Annotated in this window: 29 protein-coding genes and 1 riboswitch; of the genes, 27 read left to right on the top strand and 2 right to left on the bottom strand. The window is 30.2% G+C overall.

Annotation, left to right across the window (positions count from 1 at the left end):
* The first annotated feature begins 2 nt into the window (after positions 1-2).
* From cobI to BET03_RS10580, 6 genes are all read left to right on the top strand, one after another.
* A complete protein-coding gene (gene cobI, locus BET03_RS10555; protein ID WP_120170106.1) occupies positions 3-716 on the top strand; it encodes a precorrin-2 C(20)-methyltransferase in 714 nt (237 codons plus the stop codon).
* Entirely contained in the window at positions 709-1467 is a 759-nt protein-coding gene (gene cobM / locus BET03_RS10560; protein WP_120170108.1) for a precorrin-4 C(11)-methyltransferase, read from the top strand. Before cobI ends, cobM begins: the two co-directional genes overlap by 8 nt.
* A complete protein-coding gene (cbiG, locus tag BET03_RS10565; RefSeq protein WP_120170110.1) occupies positions 1464-2489 on the top strand; it encodes a cobalt-precorrin 5A hydrolase in 1026 nt (341 codons plus the stop codon). The genes cobM and cbiG overlap by 4 nt, the downstream gene beginning before the upstream one ends.
* Complete coding sequence (cobJ, locus tag BET03_RS10570; protein WP_120170112.1) at positions 2486-3229, top strand: precorrin-3B C(17)-methyltransferase; 744 nt, start codon at positions 2486-2488, stop codon at positions 3227-3229. Before cbiG ends, cobJ begins: the two co-directional genes overlap by 4 nt.
* Entirely contained in the window at positions 3226-3963 is a 738-nt protein-coding gene (cobK, locus tag BET03_RS10575; RefSeq protein WP_120170114.1) for a precorrin-6A reductase, read from the top strand. The genes cobJ and cobK overlap by 4 nt, the downstream gene beginning before the upstream one ends.
* A 77-nt stretch (positions 3964-4040) precedes the next feature.
* A complete protein-coding gene (locus BET03_RS10580; protein ID WP_120170116.1) occupies positions 4041-4766 on the top strand; it encodes a class I SAM-dependent methyltransferase in 726 nt (241 codons plus the stop codon).
* Between the two features lie 39 nt (positions 4767-4805).
* On the opposite strand, the gene BET03_RS10585 is transcribed toward BET03_RS10580, so the two are convergent.
* Positions 4806-5063 (bottom strand): YkuS family protein, encoded by a 258-nt coding sequence (locus BET03_RS10585; protein WP_183108832.1) that lies wholly within the window; start codon positions 5061-5063, stop codon positions 4806-4808.
* A 225-nt stretch (positions 5064-5288) separates the two neighbouring features.
* Between BET03_RS10585 and BET03_RS10590 the strand changes: the two genes are divergently transcribed.
* From BET03_RS10590 to BET03_RS10630, 9 genes are all read left to right on the top strand, one after another.
* On the top strand, positions 5289-5840 hold the full coding sequence (locus tag BET03_RS10590; protein ID WP_120170121.1) for an O-acetyl-ADP-ribose deacetylase: 552 nt from the start codon (positions 5289-5291) through the stop codon (positions 5838-5840).
* A 76-nt stretch (positions 5841-5916) separates the two neighbouring features.
* The gene (locus BET03_RS10595) at positions 5917-6102 is read left to right on the top strand and encodes an SHOCT domain-containing protein (protein ID WP_120170123.1); all 186 of its coding nucleotides are present in this window, start codon (positions 5917-5919) and stop codon (positions 6100-6102) included.
* Positions 6103-6122: 20 nt separating this feature from the next.
* On the top strand, positions 6123-6365 hold the full coding sequence (locus tag BET03_RS10600; protein WP_120170125.1) for an SHOCT domain-containing protein: 243 nt from the start codon (positions 6123-6125) through the stop codon (positions 6363-6365).
* Between the two features lie 79 nt (positions 6366-6444).
* Positions 6445-7134, top strand: a complete 690-nt coding sequence (locus tag BET03_RS10605; protein ID WP_120170127.1) for a response regulator transcription factor — start codon at positions 6445-6447, stop codon at positions 7132-7134.
* 2 nt (positions 7135-7136) lie between these two features.
* Positions 7137-8552 (top strand): sensor histidine kinase, encoded by a 1416-nt coding sequence (locus BET03_RS10610; protein ID WP_120170129.1) that lies wholly within the window; start codon positions 7137-7139, stop codon positions 8550-8552.
* 60 nt (positions 8553-8612) lie between these two features.
* Positions 8613-8960, top strand: a complete 348-nt coding sequence (locus BET03_RS10615) for a DUF2680 domain-containing protein (RefSeq protein ID WP_120170131.1) — start codon at positions 8613-8615, stop codon at positions 8958-8960.
* Positions 8961-9183: 223 nt separating this feature from the next.
* On the top strand, positions 9184-9306 hold the full coding sequence (locus tag BET03_RS13980; RefSeq protein WP_279230386.1) for a hypothetical protein: 123 nt from the start codon (positions 9184-9186) through the stop codon (positions 9304-9306).
* A 22-nt stretch (positions 9307-9328) separates the two neighbouring features.
* Positions 9329-9604, top strand: a complete 276-nt coding sequence (locus BET03_RS10625; RefSeq protein WP_120170135.1) for a spore coat protein — start codon at positions 9329-9331, stop codon at positions 9602-9604.
* Between the two features lie 145 nt (positions 9605-9749).
* The gene (locus tag BET03_RS10630) at positions 9750-11000 is read left to right on the top strand and encodes an MDR family MFS transporter (RefSeq protein ID WP_120170137.1); all 1251 of its coding nucleotides are present in this window, start codon (positions 9750-9752) and stop codon (positions 10998-11000) included.
* An 8-nt stretch (positions 11001-11008) separates the two neighbouring features.
* Here the strand turns inward: BET03_RS10630 and BET03_RS10635 are convergent, their stop codons facing one another.
* Positions 11009-12190, bottom strand: coding sequence for a dicarboxylate/amino acid:cation symporter (locus BET03_RS10635; RefSeq protein ID WP_120170139.1), 1182 nt, complete (start codon positions 12188-12190; stop codon positions 11009-11011).
* Positions 12191-12490: 300 nt separating this feature from the next.
* Here BET03_RS10635 and BET03_RS10640 point away from each other — a divergent pair, with 300 nt between their 5' ends.
* The 12 genes from BET03_RS10640 (at position 12491) to BET03_RS10695 (ending at position 23719) form a co-directional block, all read left to right on the top strand.
* Positions 12491-13450, top strand: a complete 960-nt coding sequence (locus BET03_RS10640; RefSeq protein WP_120170141.1) for an L-threonine 3-dehydrogenase — start codon at positions 12491-12493, stop codon at positions 13448-13450.
* 60 nt (positions 13451-13510) lie between these two features.
* Positions 13511-13693: riboswitch (cobalamin riboswitch) on the top strand.
* Between the two features lie 112 nt (positions 13694-13805).
* The gene (locus tag BET03_RS10645; RefSeq protein ID WP_120170143.1) at positions 13806-14555 is read left to right on the top strand and encodes an energy-coupling factor ABC transporter permease; all 750 of its coding nucleotides are present in this window, start codon (positions 13806-13808) and stop codon (positions 14553-14555) included.
* Positions 14539-14829, top strand: a complete 291-nt coding sequence (locus BET03_RS10650; protein WP_120170145.1) for an energy-coupling factor ABC transporter substrate-binding protein — start codon at positions 14539-14541, stop codon at positions 14827-14829. Before BET03_RS10645 ends, BET03_RS10650 begins: the two co-directional genes overlap by 17 nt.
* Positions 14813-15493: a cobalt ECF transporter T component CbiQ gene (gene cbiQ, locus BET03_RS10655; protein WP_120170147.1), complete on the top strand. Its 681-nt coding sequence runs from the start codon at positions 14813-14815 to the stop codon at positions 15491-15493. The genes BET03_RS10650 and cbiQ overlap by 17 nt, the downstream gene beginning before the upstream one ends.
* Positions 15494-15501: 8 nt before the next feature.
* Complete coding sequence (locus BET03_RS10660; RefSeq protein ID WP_120170149.1) at positions 15502-16308, top strand: energy-coupling factor ABC transporter ATP-binding protein; 807 nt, start codon at positions 15502-15504, stop codon at positions 16306-16308.
* A 101-nt stretch (positions 16309-16409) separates the two neighbouring features.
* On the top strand, positions 16410-17660 hold the full coding sequence (gene hemA, locus BET03_RS10665) for a glutamyl-tRNA reductase (RefSeq protein WP_120170151.1): 1251 nt from the start codon (positions 16410-16412) through the stop codon (positions 17658-17660).
* A gap of 4 nt (positions 17661-17664) precedes the next feature.
* Positions 17665-18267, top strand: a complete 603-nt coding sequence (locus BET03_RS10670) for a precorrin-2 dehydrogenase/sirohydrochlorin ferrochelatase family protein (RefSeq protein ID WP_120170153.1) — start codon at positions 17665-17667, stop codon at positions 18265-18267.
* Entirely contained in the window at positions 18245-19138 is an 894-nt protein-coding gene (gene hemC, locus BET03_RS10675; RefSeq protein WP_120170155.1) for a hydroxymethylbilane synthase, read from the top strand. The genes BET03_RS10670 and hemC overlap by 23 nt, the downstream gene beginning before the upstream one ends.
* The gene (gene cobA / locus BET03_RS10680; RefSeq protein ID WP_120170157.1) at positions 19139-20635 is read left to right on the top strand and encodes a uroporphyrinogen-III C-methyltransferase; all 1497 of its coding nucleotides are present in this window, start codon (positions 19139-19141) and stop codon (positions 20633-20635) included.
* 11 nt (positions 20636-20646) lie between these two features.
* Positions 20647-21618: a porphobilinogen synthase gene (gene hemB, locus BET03_RS10685; RefSeq protein ID WP_120170159.1), complete on the top strand. Its 972-nt coding sequence runs from the start codon at positions 20647-20649 to the stop codon at positions 21616-21618.
* Complete coding sequence (gene hemL, locus BET03_RS10690) at positions 21618-22913, top strand: glutamate-1-semialdehyde 2,1-aminomutase (RefSeq protein WP_120170161.1); 1296 nt, start codon at positions 21618-21620, stop codon at positions 22911-22913. The genes hemB and hemL overlap by 1 nt, the downstream gene beginning before the upstream one ends.
* 29 nt (positions 22914-22942) lie before the next feature.
* Complete coding sequence (locus BET03_RS10695; RefSeq protein WP_120170163.1) at positions 22943-23719, top strand: sirohydrochlorin cobaltochelatase; 777 nt, start codon at positions 22943-22945, stop codon at positions 23717-23719.
* Positions 23720-23790 lie beyond the last annotated feature (71 nt).

Consider the following 23790-nt stretch of genomic DNA (forward strand, 5'->3'; position numbering starts at 1 on the left):
TTATGAAGGGGAAATTTTATGGGATAGGAGTAGGTCCTGGAGATCCAGAGCTTATTACTATTAAAGGTGTTAAAATTTTAAAATCAGTAGATGTTGTAGTTTATCCAGAAAGTAAAGTAGGAAAGGGAAGTATTGCCTTAGATATAGCTAAAGGATATTTAAGGAAGGATATAGAAAAAATAAATCTTCACTTTCCAATGATACATGATAGGAAAGCCCTTGAAGAAAAATGGCAAGAAAATGCTCAAATAATAAAGAATAAACTAAATGAGGGTAAAGATGTGGCATTTTTAACATTAGGAGACCCAACAGTTTACAGTACATATATGTATATAGTTCCATTTCTAAAGCAATATAAAGTAGAAATTGAGACAATCCCAGGTATCACTTCCTTTTGCTCTGTGGCCAGTAGGGTTAATATTCCTTTGGCTGAAGGAAAGGAATCCTTTTGTATATTACCATTAATGAAAGATGAAGAAAAACTAGAGAAAATGTTAGACAACTTTGACAATGTTATTATTATGAAACCATCCCATGCTAATCAAATGTTGGCAGAGAAATTAATAGATAAGGGATATGAGGATAAATTTGTCTTAATATCAAAGTGTGGAACTGATAAGGAAAAGATATCCTATGATATAGAAAGCTTAAAGGATGAAAAGATTCCATATTTATCGACTGTAATTGTAAAAAAAGGTGGGATAAGGGATGAGTAAGGTATATTTTATTGGTGCTGGACCAGGTGACCCAGACCTTATTACAGTAAAGGGAAGAAAAATAATAGAAGAAGCTGATGTAATAATATATGCAGGTTCACTTGTTAATCCTGAAGTTATTAATTGTAGAAAGGAAAAAAGTGAAGTTTATAATAGTGCAAAAATGACTTTAGAAGAAATAATAGATATTACTAAAGAAAGTATATACGAGGGTAAAAAAATAGCTAGAGTACATACAGGGGACCCTAGTATTTATGGTGCAATAAGAGAGCAAATGGATAAACTTGATAAGTTAGGAATAGATTATGAAGTTATACCAGGGGTAAGTTCCTTTGTGGCTTCAGCAGCAGTATTAAAGAAGGAATTTACACTACCAGGGGTTTCTCAAACTGTAATATGTACAAGGCTTGAAGGAAGAACCCCTGTACCTGAGAAGGAAAATTTAGAGAGTTTAGCTTCCCATAAGGCTTCTATGGCTATTTTTCTATCAGTACATATGATAGATAGAGTAGTAGAAAAATTAAAGAAACATTATGATGAGGATACCCCTGTTGCAGTAGTACAAAGGGCTACATGGGAAGATGAGAAAATTGTAGAGGGTACATTAAAAGATATAGAAAAGAAAGTAAAAGAAGCAAATATTACTAAGACAGCTCAGATTTTAGTTGGCAATTTCCTAGGAAATAAATATGAACTATCTAAACTTTATGATAAAAATTTTAGCCATGAATATAGGAGTGCAAAGAAGTGAAATGGGCAGTTATAACCCTTACAAGGGGAGCTCTTAGTTTAGGTAAAAGGATTAAGAGAAAAATACCAGATATAGATTTATATACACAACCTAAATGGAATGATACAGATGCTATAAGTATAGCTCAAAACTTTAAGAATTTTGTTGGCAATATATTTACAAGATATGAAGTAATTATATTTATTATGGCAACAGGAATTGTAGTAAGGACAATATCAGAATATATAGAGGATAAAACTAAAGACCCTGGAGTTTTAGTAATAGATGAGGAAGGAAATCATGTAATAAGCCTACTTTCAGGTCATATAGGAGGTGCTAATTCTGCAGCAGTAAAGGTTGCAGAATTAATTGGGGCAAAACCTATAATTACTACTGCTTCAGATGTTAAAAATACTATAGCAGTAGATACCTTAGCCATGAAGTTAAACTGTGAAATTGAAAATTTAGAGGATGCAAAAAAGATTACCTCATTAATTGTAAATGATGAAATAGTAGAGATTAAATCTGATATAAAAATAAGAATTCCTCTACCTAAAAACATAATTTTAAATGATTTAAATAATAATCACAACATAAAGGGAACTATTCACATAACAAATAAAAAAATAATAGATGATCACAAATCAAAGGTTCATCTAATTCCTAAGAATATTGTAATAGGTATAGGATGTAGAAGGGGAATACCTAAAAAAAGCATTATTAATGCAATAGATACTGTATTAAACAAATTAAATCTTCATCCAAAGAGTATTAAAAATTTTGCAACTGTTGATATAAAAAGAAATGAAAAGGGATTAATAGAAGCTTCAAATTATTACAATGTATCTATCAAGATATTTACAAAAAATGAAATAAAAAAGGTTGAAAATAAATTTAACACCTCTGAATTTGTAAGAAAGACTATTGGTGTAGGTGCAGTTTGTGAACCGTGTGCTTATCTTTCGTCAAATAAGGGAAAATTTTTATTAAAAAAAACATCATTTAATGGAATAACCATTGCTGTATGGGAGGAAGAAATATGAGTTATAAAAAAGGGAAAATTTACATAGTAGGTCTTGGTCCTGGAAAAAGAGAATATATGGTACCAGAAGCTTTAGAAGCAATAGAAAAGTCTGAGGTTATAATTGGATACAAAACTTATATTAAGTTAGTTGAAGATTTATTAAAAAATAAATCAGTAATTTCTTCTGGAATGAGAAAGGAAATCGATAGATGTAAAAAGGCATTAGAATATGCTAAAAAAGGAAATATTGTATCACTTATAAGTAGTGGTGATGCAGGAGTTTATGGAATGGCAGGAATAATGTTAGAGATATTATTAAAGGAAGATAGTAACATAGAAGCACAAGTTATTCCGGGTGTTACTGCAGCAAATGCAGCTGCAGCCTGTTTAGGGGCACCACTTATGCATGATTATGCTGTTATAAGTTTAAGTGATCTATTGACTGATTGGGAAGTTATAGAAAAGAGAATAGAATGTGCAGCTAAAGGCGATTTTATAATATGTTTATATAATCCAAAGAGTAAAGGAAGGCAAAAACAAATTGAAATTGCTAGAAAAATAATGCTTAAGTATAAAGATAAGGATACTCCAGTTGGAATTGTAAGAAATGCCAAAAGAGAAGGAGAACAGATAATATTAACAACATTAGATAAAATGCTAGAAAATAAAATAGACATGCTTACTGTAGTAGTAATAGGAAATTCACAGACATTTATAAAAAATGGAAAAATGGTGACACCTAGGGGGTACAAAGTTTGATACTAGTCTTATCTGGTACTAAAGATGGAAGGATAATAATTGAAAAACTTATAGAAAAGGGATATAAAGTATTAGCTACTACTGCAACAGAATATGGAGGAGCATTAATTAAAGAACATCATAACTTAAAAATAATATCAAAACGACTTACTGAAAATGAAATGAAGCATATTATAAAAGAATATGGAATAAACTGTATAATTGATGCTACCCATCCTTATGCAAAAGAAGTATCAAAAAATGCCATAAATGCTAGCAAAAAGACTTTAGTTAAATATATAAGGTACGAAAGATCTAAAGGAGAATACGAAGGGGTAAGAAATTTTAAGTCCTTTAAGGAAGCAGCAGACTGGCTAAAAAATAAGCAAGGAAATATCTTATTAACAATTGGAAGTAATAATTTAGAAGCCTTTGTAAACACAGTACAAAAAGAAAGGCTTTATATTAGACTCTTGCCCATGTCAAAGATTATAAAAAAATGTGAAGATTTAGGACTTCTACCAAAGCAAATATTAGGAATGCAAGGACCTTTCTCGAAGGAGCTTAATATTGCTATTTATAGTTTTTATAATATTAAATATCTAGTTACCAAAGATAGTGGAGATATAGGAGGTACAAAGGAAAAAATTGAATCAGCTAAGGAAATGGGGATAGATATACTACTTATTGAAAGACCTAAAATAAAATATGAAAATGCGTACAATAATATTGATAAAGTTATTGAAAATATATAAAATTAATTATACATAAGTTTAAGTTAGCATCCCAAAGTTGGATGCTTTTTTATTTAGTAAAGAGATAGGGGGATTATATGACTTGTAAAAAGGGAATATCCTATGATTCATATGAAAAATTGGCTGAATATTACTTTAAACATGTAGACAATAAGCCATTTAATGCATATTATGAAAGACCTGGAACATTAGCTTTATTACCAGATGTAAATAATAAAAGGGTTTTAGATGCAGCCTGTGCAGCTGGATGGTATACAGAGTGGTTAATAGAACATGGAGCAAAGGTAACTGCTATAGATTTCAGTCCTAAAATGATAGAAATGACTAGAAAAAGGGTTGGGGATAGGGCTGAAATTATAAGGACTGATTTAAATAGACCATTAGATTTTTTAGAAGATAAAAATTTTGATTTAGTCATATCCTCATTAACACTTCATTATATTAAAAATTGGAATAATGTTATGAAGGAATTTAATAGAATATTAAAACCATCTGGCTATTTAGTATTTTCAGTACATCATCCCTTTATGGATTTTACAGTGTTTAATAGAGAAAATTATTTTGCTATTGAACTACTAGATGATGAATGGGATACACATGAAGGTAAGGTAAAGGTACAATTTTATAGAAGACCATTGAAGGATATAATATCTCCTGTAATTAAATCAGGTTTCATGATAGAAAAGTTAGATGAACCTATGCCAACGGAAGAATTTAAAAGAAAACAACCAGAAAGTTATCAAAGACTGACAAAGAGGCCACAATTTTTATTTTTAAGGTGTAAAAAAATTAGTGATGTTTAAATAAGTTAAGCGACTGCCAATATAGCAGTCACTTTTTTATTATCTTAAATTTCTTAATTCATTGTAAACATCTTGAGGTGATTTTCCTTTAGTTTCAATCACAGGTAGATTATTTATATTTCCTTGTGTTGTATTCATTTTATTTTTATTAGAAAGTATAATAGCTTCATATTCTGGTGAAGTAATATTATTTGCATTTTTGTTTAAGTATAGTTTATGGACATCATATCCATTGTTTTTTAAATATTCTATATATGGCTCTAGAGTATTTTCAACAACTATTTTTTTATAATCCAATCGTTTCACCTCCATTTCTCTAATTTATTATTACCAGAAAAGGTAAAAATATTTTAATACAAAATTTTTCCTGATATAATAAATAAAAAAATCTTCTATTTAAAATAGAAAATTCTCAAGGTTGACTTTTTTGAAACACATAACGGAAATCATATTTTATCCATAGTTTTTATTTGATTATACTTTCCTATGTGTTATAAAAATAATATATTAGGAGGGATTATAATGAAGAGTATAGGTTTTACATATAATGGGACTAAAATAACTCTTTTAAAAGGTGATATAACAAAACAGGATACAGAGGTTATAGTAAATGCAGCTAATAGCTCACTTATGGGCGGTGGAGGAGTAGATGGAGCTATACATAGGGCGGGAGGTCCTGAAATACTTAAGGAATGTAAAGAAATAAGGAAAAATCAGGGTAAATGTCCAACAGGAGAAGCTGTTATAACATCAGGTGGAAACCTAAAAGCAAAATATGTAATACATACAGTAGGTCCAATTTGGAGGGGAGGGAATAATAAAGAACCTCAATTGTTATCAAATGCATATAAAAATAGTCTTAAATTAGCCCATGAAAATAATATTAAAACAATAGCTTTCCCATCAATAAGCACAGGAGCCTATGGATATCCAATAGAAAAGGCTAGTATAGTTGCATTAAATGCAGTTAAAGAAGTGTTGAATAAAATAACCTTTGAAGAAGTAAGGTTTATTCTTTATTCAGGGGAAGATTTTGAGGTTTATAAAGATAAAATAGAGAAGGTTTTCAGCTAATTTAAATTTTGTTTTCCTTCATATTTTCTTCAAATTTTTAGATTATAATGTAAACAAGAAGTAAGGAGGGATAAATATGATGGGATTTGGGCTAATATTAACCCTTTTAGTAGTATATTGGCTTGTTAGTTCAAAGGGTGATAATATTTTTAGAGAACAATCTAGTAGAAGAGACCCTTTAGATATATTAAAAGAAAGGTATGCAAGGGGAGAAATATCAGAAGAAGAATATCTTGAGAAAAAGAGGGTATTATTAGATTAAGATAATAAGGAGGAAATTTAATGTGGCATATGTTTAATGTTGGATTACCGGGAAATATGTTATGGTTAGTATTTGGTATGGGATTAATTAGAATAGTAGTAATAGTAATTGCAGTTGTTTTAGTTTTCAAACTGATAAATAAAAATTCAAATAATAATTATAGAAAAAATGATAGGGCTATTGAAATATTAAAAGAAAGATATGCAAAGGGAGAAATAGATGAAGAAGAGTATAGAAGAAAAATGGATATTTTAAAGGATTAGTTAGAAACCCAGTATAATACTGGGCTTTCTCTGTTTTAAGTTAATTTAGAAGGGAAAGTTAAGGAATAGAGGTGATATAGTGGAAAATGAAAAAAGTATTCTTGTAGTAGATGATGAGGAGCAAATAGTTAATGTTGTAAAAGCATACTTAGAAAAGGAAGGTTATAAGGTTTTTACAGCATTTAGTGGTAAAGATGCAATTGATATATTTAATTTAGAAACTATAGATTTTATTGTGCTAGATTTAATGTTACCTGATTTATCAGGTGAGGAGGTTTGTAAAAAAATAAGGGTTAAATCACAAGTGCCAATACTAATGCTAACAGCAAAGGTAGAAGAAGGCGACAGAATTAACGGATTAAATATAGGGGCAGATGATTATATGGTAAAACCATTTAGTCCTAAGGAATTAGTAGCAAGGGTTAGGGCAATATTAAGAAGGCTTGAAAATAGTAATATAAAGGCAGACATAATTGAATTTAATAATGGTGATTTAGCTATTGACTTTAGTAAAATGGAAGTTAGAAAAAAGGGTAAACAAATAAAACTTACCCCTACTGAGTTTAAGATATTATCTTTACTAAGCAAAAACATAGGGAAAGTTTTTAGTAGAGAAGAGCTAATTAATAAGGCTTTAGGGTTTGACTTTGAAGGATATGATAGAACAATAGATGCCCATATAAAGAATATTAGACATAAAATTGAAGATGAAAAAAATAAATATATCAAAACTATTTATGGTGTGGGATATAAGTTTTTAGGAGGATAAAAATGTTTAATAGACTAAGGACAAGGTTAACCCTTTTTATTTTAGGAGGAACTATATTCTCTATTATTTTAGTTAGTATAATATCAAATATTACCCTGTTTAATAAGTTTGATTTATACATGAAAAAAGAACAGAAAAATAGGATAAAAGAATTAACTCATCTTATTAAAGAGTCATATGAACCAGAAGTTGGTTGGACAATAGATAGTCTAGAAAATATTGCTACTTCTTCCCTTATTAAAAATTTTGATATTGTAATTAGAGATAATAAAGGGAATGTTATATTTACTCACTATGTGCAAAATAATATGATGAGAATGCATATTGAAATGATGAGAAAAATGGGTCATAGTATGATGGGAATGGGAAGACGAAGAAGAAGCTTTTTGGAAAATGGAGAGTATAAAAGTGAGGTTATTGAACTAAATAAAAATGGAGAAATAATTGGACATGTGGAAATAGGTTATATAGGTCCTTTCATGGTATCTGAAAGAGAAATAGAGTTTGCAAAGGGAATAAATACATCTATTATCTTTTCTGCACTTATATCAATTATTATTGCTATTGGGTTAGGAGCATATTTATCAAAAATTATTTCAAAGCCTATTATAAATATCACAAAGGCTTCTAATGATATAAGAAATGGGAAACTAGATACGAGAATAAGTAAATTAAATAATATAAATGAATTAAATGAACTTACAAATTCCATAAACCATTTAGCAGCTTCATTAGAAAAACAACAAAGATTAAGAAAAAGACTTACATCAGATATAGCCCATGAGCTTAGGACGCCATTATCAATACTTCAAAGTCATATTGAAGCTATTATAGATGGAGTATGGGAGCCAAATATTGAGAGAATGACTATATTTAAAAATGAAGTAGACAGACTTATAAAATTGGTTGAACAGTTAAAATATCTTACAGATATTGAAAATCATAAAATAGAACTTCAAATAGAAGAAATAAATTTAACAAAGCTATTAAAGGAAATAGTGGAAAGCTTTAAGGTTGAGTTCTACAATAAACAAGTATCTTTAGAAAGTGATATTGAGAAAGACGTAGATATTATGGCAGATAGGGATAAAATAAGACAGGTAATGATTAATATTATATCTAATGCTTTAAAATTTACTGAAACCGGTGGAAGGGTAAATTTAAAATTAAGACAAGATAAGAAGAATATAATAATTGAAATTGAAGATAATGGCATTGGTATTCCGAAAGAAGATTTACCTTTTATATTTGAAAGATTATATAGAAGTGAAAAATCAAGAAATAGGAAAACTGGAGGAGCAGGTATTGGTTTAACTATTGCAAAAAAGTTAGTAGAGGCACATAAAGGTAAAATTAGAGTAGAAAGTCAGGAGAAAAAAGGGACTAAATTTATAATAATCCTTCCTATATCTTCATAATATCTTCAAAATTATAACCTATAATTAAAGTACAAAATAAGTTAAGGGAGGAGAGAAGTTATGAAAAAGATTTTAGGATTATCACTTGTAGTTGTATTAGTTTTAACGATGGGAATTGTTGCTTTTGCAGCAGATAATGACGAAGTACCTAATTGGTTTAAAGAAATGATTGAATGGAGAAAAGAACAAGTAAAGGATGCTTTAGAAGAGGGATATATAACAGAAGAACAAGCTAAAGCCTGGGAAGAACACTTTGAATATATGGAAGAATTCCATAGTACAAATGGATTCGGTTTTCCAGGTGGATGTCATAGATTTGGTCCTAGAGGATATAAAAGAGGATTTGGAAATAGACAAGGATTTGGACCTGGAATGATGAATAGCCCATTTTTCAATTATAATAGATAGCCGAAACCTTCGCTTTAAATTTAAAGCGAAGGTTTATCTTTTTTTGCAAAAAAATTTTTAGCTATGAATATAATATCTTCTGTTGCACAAAATATTAGAGGAACAAAGAAAAAATAAGTATAACGAAAGGAGAGGTTTTATGACTCTTAAAAACACTTTAAACTTAAGTAATTTGAATCAACAGGAATTACAAAATTTAAGACACATTATCATGAACCATCAAATGATGGAATCTAAGTTAAGAACTTATGCACAAAATTGTAGAGATCAACAACTTAAACAAATGTTTGAGCAAGGAGCTCGTTCAGCAGGAACTACTGCTCAAAACTTAATTAATTCACTATAAAAAATAAATGGGAGGTATGATTATGCAAGAAAGAGATATTGTTAATGATGTTTTAGCTATGACTAAAGCTAGTTTAAGTGATTATACAAAAGCTATAAGTGAATGCTCAAATCAACAACTAAGAGGAGCATTACAACAATTAAGAGGAGAAGCTGAGCAATTTCAAAGTCAATTAGCTCAAATAGCTACTCAAAAGAATTATTATCAACCAGCAGGGCAAGTAAGCTCTCAAGAAAGACAACAACTTAAATCTCAATTAACTCAAGCTCAAGGTGTTGGCGGAGGAAGAATGAGATAATATTTTGTAAGGACTCCTAAATGGAGTCCTTAATTATTTTCTAAAATTTACAAAAATTTAAAAACAATTTTCTGTTTTAAATTGAATCCCTTAAAAATATAATGTATAATGGAATTTAATTAAAATTGAGAAAAGAGTTGGTAATATGCAATTAAGAGAAACCTTCAATACTTATAAGGGCCTTCCAAGGAGTATTTATGTATTATTTTTTGCACGAATAATTAACACTATGGGAGCATTCGTATTTCCATTTCTAACTTTTTATTTAACTGAAAATTTAGGGATAAGGGAAGAAGTAGCAGGAACCTATGTGATGTTATCAGCAGTATCATATGTACCTGGTTCCATTATAGGAGGAAAGTTATCAGACCACTTTGGCCGTAAAAAAATACTAGTATTTTTCCAGGGATTAGCTGCATTATGTTTTGTCCCTTGTGCATTTTTAGGAAATTCTATGATTGTCCCGTGGTTACTTATATTAGCAGGTGTATTTGGAGGGGCAGCACAGCCTGCAAGTAGTGCTATGACTGCAGATTTAACTACTGCAGAAAATAGAAAAGGAGCATTTTCATTATTATACCTAGGGACTAATATTGGTTTTAGTATTGGACCATTAATTGCAGGTTTTCTTTATAACAACTATCTTAAATGGATATTTTTAGGGGATGCTTTTACGACTTTAATTTCGCTTATTTTAGTTTTAATCTATGTAGAAGAAACAATTCCTTCGGAAAAAGAAATGGAAGAAGGTAAAAAGCTTAAAACCGATGAAAGAACTGAAGAAGGACATTTAATTGCTGTATTATTTAAAAGACCCTCTCTTTTGGCATTTGCACTTGTATCAACCATATACTCATTTGTATTTGCTCAACATCATTTTGCATTACCAATTCAATTAAGTGATATTTTTGGAGAAGAATCAAGTAAAAAAATCTTTGGAGTTCTTATGACTACAAACGGAGCTGTAGTAGTTACAATGACTATATTTCTTACTACTTTAACAAAAAAATTAAAGCCTATTTTAAATATAGCTATATCAGGAGTATTATGTGCAGTGGGTTTTGGTATGATTTACTTTATTGACAAACCTTCTTTGTTCGTGTTATCTACAGCAATATGGACTATGGGTGAAATACTAAATGTAACTAATTCTGGAGTTTATATTGCTAATCATGCACCTATGTCCCATAGGGGAAGATTTAACGCTGTACTTCCCATAATTACCGGAGCAGGTTGGGCATTAAGTCCAAGAATAATGGGTTCCTTTATAGAAAGCTATGGAATAAAACAGGTGTGGATTGTAGCTTTTATTATGGGTTTATGTGGAGCTACATTAATGTATCTATTATATTTGGTTGAAAGAAGAAGAGAAGCTAAAAAAATAGATGCTGTATAGCACAGCATCTATTTTTTATTTATTTCTTTTCTTCGTTTTGCAATTGAATCAATTAATATGGCTATTGCACCATCACCAGTAACATTAGTTGCAGTGCCAAAACTATCTTGAGCAAAATGTAGGGCTATCATTAATCCCTGTTGTGCTTTAGTAAAAAGTAACATATTTTGAAGTAATCCTAAAGCAGCATATACACCACCACCAGGGATACCTGGAGCAGCAACCATTGTAATTCCCAACATTAAAATGAATGGTAGCATAGTTGCAAAAGTAGGTGTTTGCCCTGAAATAAGCATAACTCCCATTGAAGCTAATACTAATGTTATAGTATCACCAGCAAGGTGTATTGTGGCACCTAAAGGTATTACAAAATCTATGATATCTTCTGAAATTTCATTTTTTCTAGCACTCTGTATTGTTACAGGTATTGTTGCAGCAGAGGATTGTGTTCCTAAAGCTGTAAAATATGCAGGTAACATGTTTTTAATACATATAAATGGATTTTTCTTACTTACAACCCACGCTACAATATATTGAATAATAATATAACTTAGCTGAAGGGTAATTATTAAAGCAAAAACTGAAGAGAAAGCCTTTAGTGTTTTAAAAATTTCTCCTGCAGCTGTTAGTCTAGAAAAAATACCTGCTATATGAAATGGAATTAAAGGAATTAATACTTTTTTTACAACACCTTCAACTATATTTTGAAAATCTGTAAGTGCTTCAAATAAACTTCTTCCCTTTATATATGCCATGCCAATTCCTAAAATAAAAGCTGTTATTAAAGCAGTCATAACCCCCATCATAGGAGGCATTTCAATATTGAAATAGCCTGATAAATTTACTGCAGTTTTTTGACCTACTTCACCGGCTTTTATGATACTAGGTAATATAGCTGAACCTATAAAAAAGGCTATAATACCAGCTGTTATTGCTGATATGTATGCTATAAAAGCAGTTATCCCTAATAACTTACCAGCACCTTTGCCTAAATCAGCAATACCTGGTGCAACAAATCCTATAATTATAAAAGGAATAATAAAATTTAAAAAATTACCAAATATACCTGTAAAAGTGCTAAACAATCTTATAATTATATAATTTTCGATAGATCTTGAGATTAATCCAATAATAATACCTAAAATTATACCTATAACTAATCTAGGCAATAATCCTATTTTTTTTAACATTGACTGAACCTCCTTTAAAATTTATTGTTAATAAAAAAAGTTATAATTATACTAAATTAGGGCAGATAATATATTGAAAAAACACTAAAATATTATATCAAAAATGCAAAATTTAAACAACAAAAATTTAACAATATTAAAAATTATGTAATTAAATTATTAAAATAATGAGAAATTTAAAATTAGAATGATTTAGTTTATAGATATCTATAATATATGGTAATAATATTTATTACTTTAAAAATTTTCGGATAAGTTGTAAAATATAACTGTAGCAAAATATTATGGAGGTGTAAAACAATGACAAAAAAGATATTAATAACAGGTGCTTTAGGACAAATTGGTTCTGAGCTAACAATGTACATGAGGAAAATTTATGGTGATAATAATGTAGTTGCAAGTGGACTTAGTAGAAAAGAAGGTGCTGAAAAGGTTATTGAATCTGGTCCTTTTGAAATAGTAGATGTTACTAAACCAGAACAAATAGCAGAAGCTGTAAAAAAACATAAAGTAGATTGGATTGTTCATTTAGCAGCAATATTATCAGCAGTAGGTGAAAAGAAGCCAGGTTTAGCTTGGGATGTAAACATGAATGGGCTTTATAATATTTTAGAGGTGGCAAAGGAAAACGATTGCGGAGTATTTACTCCAAGTTCGATAGCAGCTTTTGGTCCAAATACTCCTAAAGATAATACTCCACAGGATACTATACAACGCCCAACAACTATGTATGGTGTAACGAAGGTAGCAGGAGAGTTATTATGTGATTATTATCATAAAAGATTTGGTGTAGATACTAGAGGGGTTAGATTCCCTGGACTAATTTCATATACTACACTACCTGGTGGAGGTACTACTGATTATGCAGTACATATATATTATGAAGCACTAAAAAATAAGAAATATACTTGCCCGATTAAAGAAGGAACATACATGGATATGATGTATATGCCAGATGCTTTAGATGCAATAGTTAATTTAATTGAAGCTAATCCAGATAAACTAGTTCATAGGAATGCATTTAATGTAACTGCTATGAGTTTTGCACCAGAAGATATTTATGCTGAAATTAAGAAACATATACCAGATTTTGAAATGGATTATGATGTAGATCCTGTATTACAAGATATCGCTGATTCATGGCCTAATTCATTAGATGATAGTGCTGCCCGTGAAGAGTGGGGATGGAATCCTAAGTATGACTTAGCAGAAATGACTAAGGATATGCTAGAAAAATTAAAAAAGAAGTTAAATAAATAGTGAAACATTTGACAAGGGGAAAAAGTTGGAATATAATCAGTATAAATAGATTTTAAAATAGAATAATATGCCAAAATAGGTGCCTTTTTGGCTTAATAGGGAAAGAGGTGAAAATCCTCTACAGCCCCCGCTACTGTGAGCGTGGACGAAATCTAATTAATACCACTGTCCTTTATAGGATGGGAAGGTTAGAGAGTAGGATGAATCGCAAGTCAGGAGACCTGCCTAGTTTGGATAAGTATACCTTCGGAGGGGAGGTAATACTCAAGTAATATGCTACTTGTATACTTTTAAGTAGTATATAGCTATAGTATGTAATCCTAACCTTCTAAGGTTAGGATTTTTTATTTTATTTATGAAAGGAAGTGAAGAAATGCTAGCTTATAGGCTTATATTTTTATTAATAGTTCCTTTGATTGTAATTACCCCTAACATAACATTTGCTATGCACATAATGGAAGGATATCTTCCTCCTTTTTGGGCTATCTCTTGGTTTATAATTACATTACCCTTTATTATAAAGGGATTTTATAATGTAAAAAAGATAGTAAAGAGTGAGCCCAATAAAAAAATGTTTTTAGCTATTGTTGCAGCATTTGTATTTGTTTTATCTGCACTTAAATTACCATCAATAACAGGTAGTTGTTCCCATCCTACAGGTGTAGGTTTAGGTGCCGTACTCTTTGGACCTACAGTTATGAGTTTTTTAGGATTAATAGTGTTACTGTTTCAGGCATTATTATTAGCCCATGGAGGAATTACAACTTTAGGAGCAAATACGTTTTCAATGGCTGTTATAGGTCCAGTAGTAGCTTATGGAGTTTACAAACTAGGGAAAAAAAGTGGGTTAAAGAATTCTGTAGCAGTTTTTTTAGGGGCTGCTTTAGGGGATTTATCTACATATGTTGTAACTTCAATCCAGCTTGCATTAGCCCACCCAGACCCAACAGGAGGGATTTTAGCTTCACTAGTAAAATTTATGTCAATTTTTGCAATAACACAAATTCCACTGGCAATTGTAGAAGGTATTTTTACGGTTATAGTATTTAATTTATTGACTCAATATAAATTTGAAGGGGGATTTTTAAATGAAAGTGACAACTAAAAATCTTATATTATTGTTTATAGGAATATTAGTAGTATTGTTGCCTATGATTTTAAATGGAAATGCAGAATTTGGCGGAGCAGATGGTATGGCAGAAGTAGTCATAAATAAAGTTTCACCAGATTATAAACCTTGGTTTGAGCCTTTTTGGGAGCCTCCAAGTAGTGAAATTGAAAGCATGTTATTTGCAATACAGGCATCTATAGGAACTGGTATTATAGCATATATTATGGGATATTTAAAGGGGAAGAAAAACAGTGCTTATAATAGATAAATACGCTTATATAAATAAATTAAAAGAAGTTAATCCATTTACAAAAGTCATATTTTATATAGTAGCTTTAGCTGTAGCTTTATTTTCAAATAACCTATATATTTGGACAGGTATAGTTATAGCTATGTCCATTCTAATTGTAGTTATAGCAAGAATACCATTAACTATTTATTTAAAAATATTAACTGTTCCCTTATTATTTTTGGTATTTGGATCATTTGCAGTATTGTTTTCAATAGATATAGATAAAAATAATTTTATATTTAGTTTAAAAGTTATAAATTTCTATATTGGAATCACAGAGATTAGCTTAAATAATACTTTTATGTTATTTATGAGGTCAATTTCAACAATAACTTCTACTTTTTTTCTAATTCTTACAACTCCAATAAATGATTTAATATATGTATTAAAACTTATTAGACTACCTGATATATTTATTGAAATCATAGTTCTTACATATAGATTTATTTTTATTTTTTTAAAGGAGTGCAAGGAGATATATACAGCACAACAATTGAGATTTGGCTATGTAGAATTTAAGAATTCACTAAATTCTATTTCTTCTTTAGTTGCATGTCTTTTTATTAGAGTAATGAAAAGGTATGAAGAGATGAAAATAGCATTAGAAGTGAAAGGTTACAACGGAAAATTTCATATGTAGGTGATAAAATGCTGAAAACAGTTAACTTAACGTATAAATACGAAGATAAAACTGTGGCACTTAAAGATGTAAATGTTGATTTAAAGAAAGGTGAGATAATAGGTATAGTTGGGCCAAATGGTTCAGGAAAAACAACTCTCTTTTTAAATTTTGTAGGAATTTTAATTCCTACAAAAGGGGAAGTACTATTTAATGGACAAAAGGTAAAATATAGAAAAAAGTATCTGATAGAACTAAGAAGGAAAGTAGGTATAGTTTTTCAAGATCCGGAAAAACAGATTTTTTATTCTAGAGTGTATGATGATGTAGCCTTTGCCCTTAGAAATTTAGGATTAGAAGAGAAGGAAGTAGAAAAAAGGGTTTACAATGCCCTAAAAACCGTTAAGGCATTAGATCTAGAAAATAAACCAGTACATTTTTTAAGCTATGGACAAAAAAAGAGAGTTGCTATTGCTTCAGTTTTAGCATTAGATACAGAGGTGATATTTTTAGATGAGCCAACTGCAGGACTTGACCCATACATGGTTGATATTATTGTTGATATAATAAAAGAAATAAAAAGGAAAGGAAAAAGGGTAGTCATATCAAGTCATAACATGGATTTAATATATAGTATATGTGATTACATATATGTTTTAAATAATGGAATAGTATTAGGTGAAGGAAGAACTAAAGAAATTTTCTTACAAGATGAAATTTTAAAAGGGGCAAACTTGAAACAGCCTTGGCTTGTAAGATTACATAAAAATTTAGGTATTCCATTATACAAAAGTGAAGAAGAATTGTATGCCAATTGGAATAAAATAAAGCTATAATTATATATTTTTTGATGTATACAAAAAATCAGTTAAAATTATAAAGGAAGATAATTATAAAACTATAGAGATTAAACAATGAAATTATGGAGGTATAAAATATGAAAATTGCAGTTGTAGGTGTAAATCATGACACAGCACCTGCTAAGGTTAGAGAAAAGGTTTCTTTTACAGATTCTAAAAAAATAGAAGCAACAAATTATCTTTTAGATGAGGGCATAAAAGAAGTAGTAATATTGTCAACATGTAATAGAAGTGAAATATATATAGCAGATAGAGAAAAAAAGATCTCTGAAAAAATTAAAATTATAAAGGATTTTTATAAGAATTATTCAAAGGCAAATAATATAGAAAATTATCTTTTTGTAAAAGAAGGCAAAGAGGCTTTATTTCATTTATACTCTGTAGCGGTTGGTTTAAAATCTATAGTCTTAGGAGAAGACCAAATTTTAGGCCAAGTAAAGGATGCACACACTTTTGCTATGGAGCTTGGTGCTAGTAAGAAAATATTAAATAAACTATTTAGGGAAGCTGTAACTACAGCTAAAAACATTAAAAGTCAACTAAAAATATCTGAACACCCCCTTTCAGTTAGTTATATAGGTATAAAGTTTTTGAAAGAACAATTAGGAAGTTTAGAAGGTAAAAAAGCTTTAGTAATAGGCCTTGGGAAAATGGGGAGACTTGCCCTTGAATATCTGTTAGAAGAAAAACTTGATAAGGTTTATATGTCAAACAGAAGTCATGAAAGGGTAGTTAATATTAAAAAATGTTATCCTAAAGTAAATCCTATAGATTATGATGAAAGGTATAATATTTTAAATGAAGTGGATATTTTAGTTACTGCAACTGCATCACCCCATACTATTATAAAGAGTGAAGATATGCCCACTTTAGAGAAAGAATTATATATAATGGATATGGCTATGCCTAGAGATGTAGATGATAAGGTTAAAGATATTAGCAAAGTCTACTTATTTAATATAGATGATTTAAAAAAGATATCAAGTGAAAATGAAAAAAAGAGGGAAGAACTTTCAAGAAGAGCTAAAGATATTATAAATTCAGATATAGATGAATTTATAAACTGGCTTAAAACAATCAAGGTAGACCCGGTTATAAAGGCATTAAATAGGCAGTGCAGTAAAGTACAGGAAGATACCCTTGAATATATTTATAGAAAACTAGAATTAAATAGTAGAGAGAAGAAGATTATACAGAAGATGTTAAATTCAGCATTAAAAAGGATTATTAGAAACCCAATTTTAAAATTAAAAGAACTAGATGATGAGGAAAAATTAGAAGAATATATCGAATTATTAGATAACCTATTTGAGTTTAATATGGAGTGATAAGATGTTTTATCCTATGATGATTAACGTAAAAAATAAAAAAGTTTCAGTAGTAGGTGGAGGAAGGGTTGCTTATAGAAAAGTAAAAACTTTCTTAAAATATGGGGCAGATGTAAAGGTAATTAGCATAAATTTTATTAACAAATTTGAAAAGATAAAGGATAAAATTGAAATTATTAAAGATAAATATACACCTGAATATATTAAAAACTCATTTTTGGTTGTTGCGGCTACTTCTTCAAAGGAGACTAATGAGAAAATAGCCTTGTTTTGTAAAGAGAATAAAATATTATGTAATATTGCAGATGATATTCAATTATCCGACTTTATTGTACCATCAAGTATAAAAAAGGGAGATTTGATAGTTTCAGTATCTACTTCAGGAAAAAGTCCATTGTTGGCAAGAAAAATAAGAAAAGAAATAGAAGAGATATTTCCTTATGAATATGATGACTATGTTAATACCTTAGGGGAAACAAGGAGATTAGTAATAGAAAAGTGCAAAGATGAAAAAAGAAAGAATAAATTACTTAATGAGTTAATAGATTTAGACTTAGAAGAATTGAAAAAAAGGAGAGAAAAGTATGAAGATTGTAGTAGGCTCTAGAGGAAGTAAATTAGCCCTAAGACAGACAAATTGGGTTATAGATATATTAAAGGAAAAATTTGAAGATGTAGAATTTGAAGTTAAAGTAATAAAGACAAAGGGAGATAAAATAGTTAATGTTTCCCTTGATAAAATTGGGGACAAAGGACTTTTTGTAAAGGAGATAGAGAAAGAACTTTTAGAAGGAAAAATAGATATGGCTGTACACAGTATGAAGGATATGCCCTCTGAAATGACAGAAGGGTTAACATTTTCAGGCATACCAAAAAGAGAAGATTATAGGGATGTACTAGTACTTAGAGATGGATACAAGGATATAGACGATATTCCTAAGGGTGGAAGGATTGGTACAGGAAGTAAAAGGAGAAAATACCAGTTATTAAAGTATAGACCTGACTTAGAAGTTGTTTCAATAAGAGGAAATGTAGATACTAGGATAAAAAAGATAGAAAATGAAAATCTTCATGGAGTAGTTTTAGCTGCAGCTGGATTAAAGAGGATTGGCTTAGAAGATAAAATAAGCTCATATCTTTCTCCAGATATTGTTCTACCGGCCCCTGCACAGGGAGCATTAGCTTTACAAATACGTAAAGATAGACTTAAGCTTGATAAAATGCTAAAGAAAATATCAGATAGGAAAACGGAAATACAAATAAAGGCTGAAAGGGCTTTCCTCAAAGGAGTTGGTGGAAGCTGCCATGTTCCTATAGGAGCTTTGTGTAATGTAATTGAAGATAGAATTATTTTAGAAGGAATACTTGGTGATGAAGATGGTTCTAAGTTAGTAAGGGAAAAAATAGAAGGAAAAATTGGAGATGAAGAAACAATTGGATATAAACTAGCTGATAAAATACTTAAGGAGTTGAAATAAATGAAAGGAAAAGTTTATCTTGTAGGAGCAGGTCCAGGAGACTTTGAATTGATAACACTAAAGGGATTAAAAGTTTTACAGAAGGCAGATGTAGTAGTATATGATAGATTAGTTAATAAAAAACTATTAAAGGAATTAGAAAAAGATTGTGAATTAATCTATGTAGGGAAGAAAGCTAATAAACATACAATGAAACAGGAAAATATAAACAAGTTACTAGCTGATAAAGCAATTGAAGGGAAAATAGTTGTAAGATTAAAGGGTGGAGACCCTTATGTTTTTGGCAGAGGTGGTGAAGAAGGAGAATTTCTATATAAAAAAGGTATAGATTTTGAAGTAATTCCCGGAATTACTTCTGCCATAGGAGGTTTAGCATATAGTGGTATACCTATAACCCATAGGGATTATGCATCATCATTTCATGTAATAACAGGACATTTAAAAGATGATAGTAAAGAGCTAAACTGGAAAGCTATTTCTAATCTTCAAGGTACCCTTGTTTTTCTTATGGGAATGTCAAATCTTAAGAAGATTACAAAAAAGCTTATAGAGAACGGAAAGGATAAATGTACTTCAGTTGCAGTAATAAATTGGGCTGCAAATCCCAATCAAAAAGTTGTTATTGGTAATTTAGAGAATATTTATGAAAAAGTCCAAAAAGAAAACATAAAACCTCCGGCTCTAATAGTTGTAGGGGAAGTTGTTAAGTTAAGAGAAAAATTAAATTTTTATGAGAAAAAGCCCCTTTTTGGTAAAAATATAGTAGTAACTAGGGCAAGGGCTCAAAGTAGTAGTCTTATAAAAAAGATAAATGAATTAGGCGGAAATCCTATAGAGTTTCCAACAATAAAGATAAAAGAGATAGTACCCAATAATGAATTTGTGGAAGCTATAAATGAGCTTAGGAAGTATAATTATATAATTTTTACTAGTGTTAATGGTGTAAAGATATTTTTTAATAAACTCTTTGATCTAGGGTTTGATACTAGAAGCCTTGGCCACTGTAAAATTGTAGCAATAGGACCTGCTACAGCTAAGTCTTTAATAAAATGGGGAGTTAAAGCTGATATAATTCCTGAAAAATATGTGGGAGAAGAAATATATAAAGAATTAGCAAAGGTAATAAGGACAGGTGATAGTGTACTAATTCCCCGATCAAAGGATGCGAGAAGTTACTTAGTTGACTCCCTTAAAAAGATTTGCCATGTTAAAGAAATTAAAACATATAAGACAGTACTGGGAAATGGAGATAAAAAAGAATTGTTAGAGCTTTTAGATTTAGGGAAAATTGACTATATAACCTTTACAAGCTCATCTACTGTTAAAAATTTCATAGACATAATTGGCAAAGATAATATAGTAAAAATAAAGGATGTAAAATTTATTTCCATAGGACCAATAACCTCAAAGACTATTAAAGATTATGGATTAAAGGTTTATAAGCAAGCTAAAGAATATACGATCGATGGTATTATAGATTGTATTTTGAAGGATTAGGAGGGATAAGGATGAAAAAGAGACCTAGAAGACTAAGAAATAATAAAATGATTAGAAGTCTAGTTCGTGAGACAAAACTTCATATAGAAGATTTAGTATATCCTTTATTTGTAGTTGAAGGTGAAAATGTAAAAAAGGAAATAAATTCCCTTCCAGGTAATTATCATTTATCAGTGGATAGGTTAAAAGAAGAAATAGAGGAAATAAGAAATTTAGGAATAAGACATATTTTATTATTTGGAATTCCAAATAATAAAAATCATCTTGGGGAGGAAGCCTATAGCAAGGATGGAATAGTTCAAAAAGCTATAAGGAAAATAAAAGAAAATTTTGATGATATATACATAATAACAGACATTTGTATGTGTCAATATACAGACCATGGACATTGTGGAATTTTAACTTCTGAAGGAAGAATAGATAATGACGAAACCTTAAAATACTTAGGTAAAATAGCAGTAAGCCATGCTGAAGCTGGAGCACATATGGTAGCACCTTCAGATATGATGGACGGTAGGGTAGGATATATACGAGAAAGTTTAGATAAAGAAGGCTATGAGCATATACCAATTATGGCATATAGTGCTAAATATGCATCATCCTTTTATGGTCCCTTTAGAGAAGCAGCAGATTCAGCTCCTTCCTTTGGTGATAGGAAAACATATCAGATGGACCCAGCTAATGGAGAAGAAGCTATTAGAGAAGTGGATTTAGACATAGAAGAAGGAGCAGATGTAGTAATGGTAAAGCCTGCATTGCCATATCTAGATGTAATAAGAAGAATAAAATATAATTTTAATATTCCAGTTGCTGCTTATAATGTGAGTGGAGAATATTCCATGCTTGTAAATGCAGTTAAAAATGGAATATTATCTGAAGAAGCCATAATGGAAGCACTTTTATCTATAAAAAGGGCAGGAGCAGATATAATTATAACTTATTTTGCTAAAGAGGTTGCGAAAAAACTAAGGGGGGATTTTTAATGGAACATATTAGATCAAAAAAACTATATGAGGAAGCTAAAAAGTATATTCCAGGGGGAGTAAATAGTCCAGTAAGAGCATTTAAATCGGTAGGATTAGACCCGGTCTTTATAGAAAAGGCAAAGGGCAGTAAAGTATATGATGTAGACGGTAATAGCTACATAGACTATATTTGTTCTTGGGGACCACTAATTTTAGGACATAGTAATGATGAAATTTTAGATGGAATAGAAGAGGTTTTAAATAGAGGAACTAGTTATGGAATACCAACAGAGATAGAAGTTAAAATGGCAAAACTAATCACAGAGGCTTATCCTTCTGTAGATATGGTAAGAATGGTTAATTCAGGTACAGAGGCTACCATGAGTGCATTAAGAGTTGCAAGGGCATATACTAAAAGGAATAAAATAATAAAATTTGAAGGATGTTATCATGGTCACTCTGATGCATTGTTGGTTAAATCAGGTTCTGGAACTTTAACATATGGTGTACCTACAAGTCCAGGGGTACCAAAGGGAACTGTAGAAGATACTATTGTTTGTACATATAATGATATAGAATCTGTAGAAAATATTTTTAATGAACAGGGAGAAGAAATTGCAGCAGTAATAATTGAACCTGTAGCAGGGAATATGGGAGTAGTACCTCCTAAAAAGGAATTCTTAGAAAGGTTAAGGAAAATTACTAAGGATTATGGTACAGTACTAATATTTGATGAGGTTATAACTGGTTTTAGGCTTGCCTATGGAGGAGCACAGGAAGTATATGGAATAGAGCCTGATATGACTTGCTTCGGGAAGATAATAGGTGGAGGCTTGCCAGTAGGTGCCTATGGAGGTAAAAGGGAAATAATGAAGATGGTATCACCGGTTGGTGATGTATATCAAGCAGGAACTTTATCAGGGAACCCATTGGCTATGTATATGGGATATAAAACTATCATGAAATTAAAAGAAAATAAGCATATTTATGATGAAATAGAAAATAAAGCTAAGAGATTAGAGGAAGGTTTTAAAGAAAATATTAATAAGCTTGATATAGATGCAGAGGTTAACAGAATAAAGGGAATGCTATGTCTATTCTTTGCTGAAGGACCAATTAAAAGTTACGATGATGTGTCTAGATGTAATACTAAAAAATATGGAATTTATTTTAGAGAAATGCTTCAAAGAGGTGTTTTAATGCCGCCAGCTCAATTTGAAGGAATTTTCCTTTCAACTGAGCATAAAGATGAGGATATAGAAAAGACAATAAAGGCTAGTTATGAAGCACTAAAAATAGCATATGAAAAATAAAGGATTAATACTAGAAGGGAGATAATAAAATGAAAAAAGCAATACTTGTTGTAAGTTTTGGGACAAGTCATAAAGATACAATGAAAAACTGTATAGAGGCAGTAGAGGTTAAAATTGATAATGCATTTCCAGAATATGAGGTAAGAAGGGCTTTTACTTCAGGTATGATAATAAAAAAGCTAAAAAAGAGGGATAATATTAATATAGATTCCCCAGAAGATGCATTAGTAAAATTAGAAGAGGAAGGCTTTAATGAAGTTGTAGTTCAGCCACTACATATTATTCCAGGCAAAGAGTTTGGTAAGTTAAAAGATATTGTAAATAAATATAAAGGAAAGTTTAATAAATTAAAATTGGGAAGGCCAGTGTTAACCTATATTAAAGATTATAAAAGAGCTATAGATGCCTTAAAAAGTCAATTACCTAAATTACATAAAAAAAGCGCTGTAATACTGATGGGGCATGGAACCTATCATCCAGCTAATGCCTGTTATTCATGTTTACAATGTATGTTATCTGATGAAAAGCTTAATGTATATGTAGGAACTGTAGAGGGATATCCAGAGATTGAAGATATAATACCTAAATTAAAGGATAATAGAATAGAAGAAGTAACTCTCATGCCTTATATGTTGGTTTCAGGAGACCATGCAAAGAATGATATGGCTGGAGAAGATGAAGATTCTTGGAAGAATATTCTTGAAAGTGAAGGATTTAAAGTAAATGTATACCTTCATGGACTTGGGGAAAATCCTAAGTACCAAGATTTGTTTGTAGAGAATGTAAAGGATGCTATAAATAAATAAAATTAATAATTTAGCAGTCGCATATGCGACTGCTTTTATTTTTTGAAGGAAAATTGGAGGATTTTACTAAT

This window comes from Thermohalobacter berrensis, assembly GCF_003609645.1.
In the GTDB taxonomy this organism is placed as follows: Bacteria; Bacillota; Clostridia; order Tissierellales; family Thermohalobacteraceae; genus Thermohalobacter; species Thermohalobacter berrensis.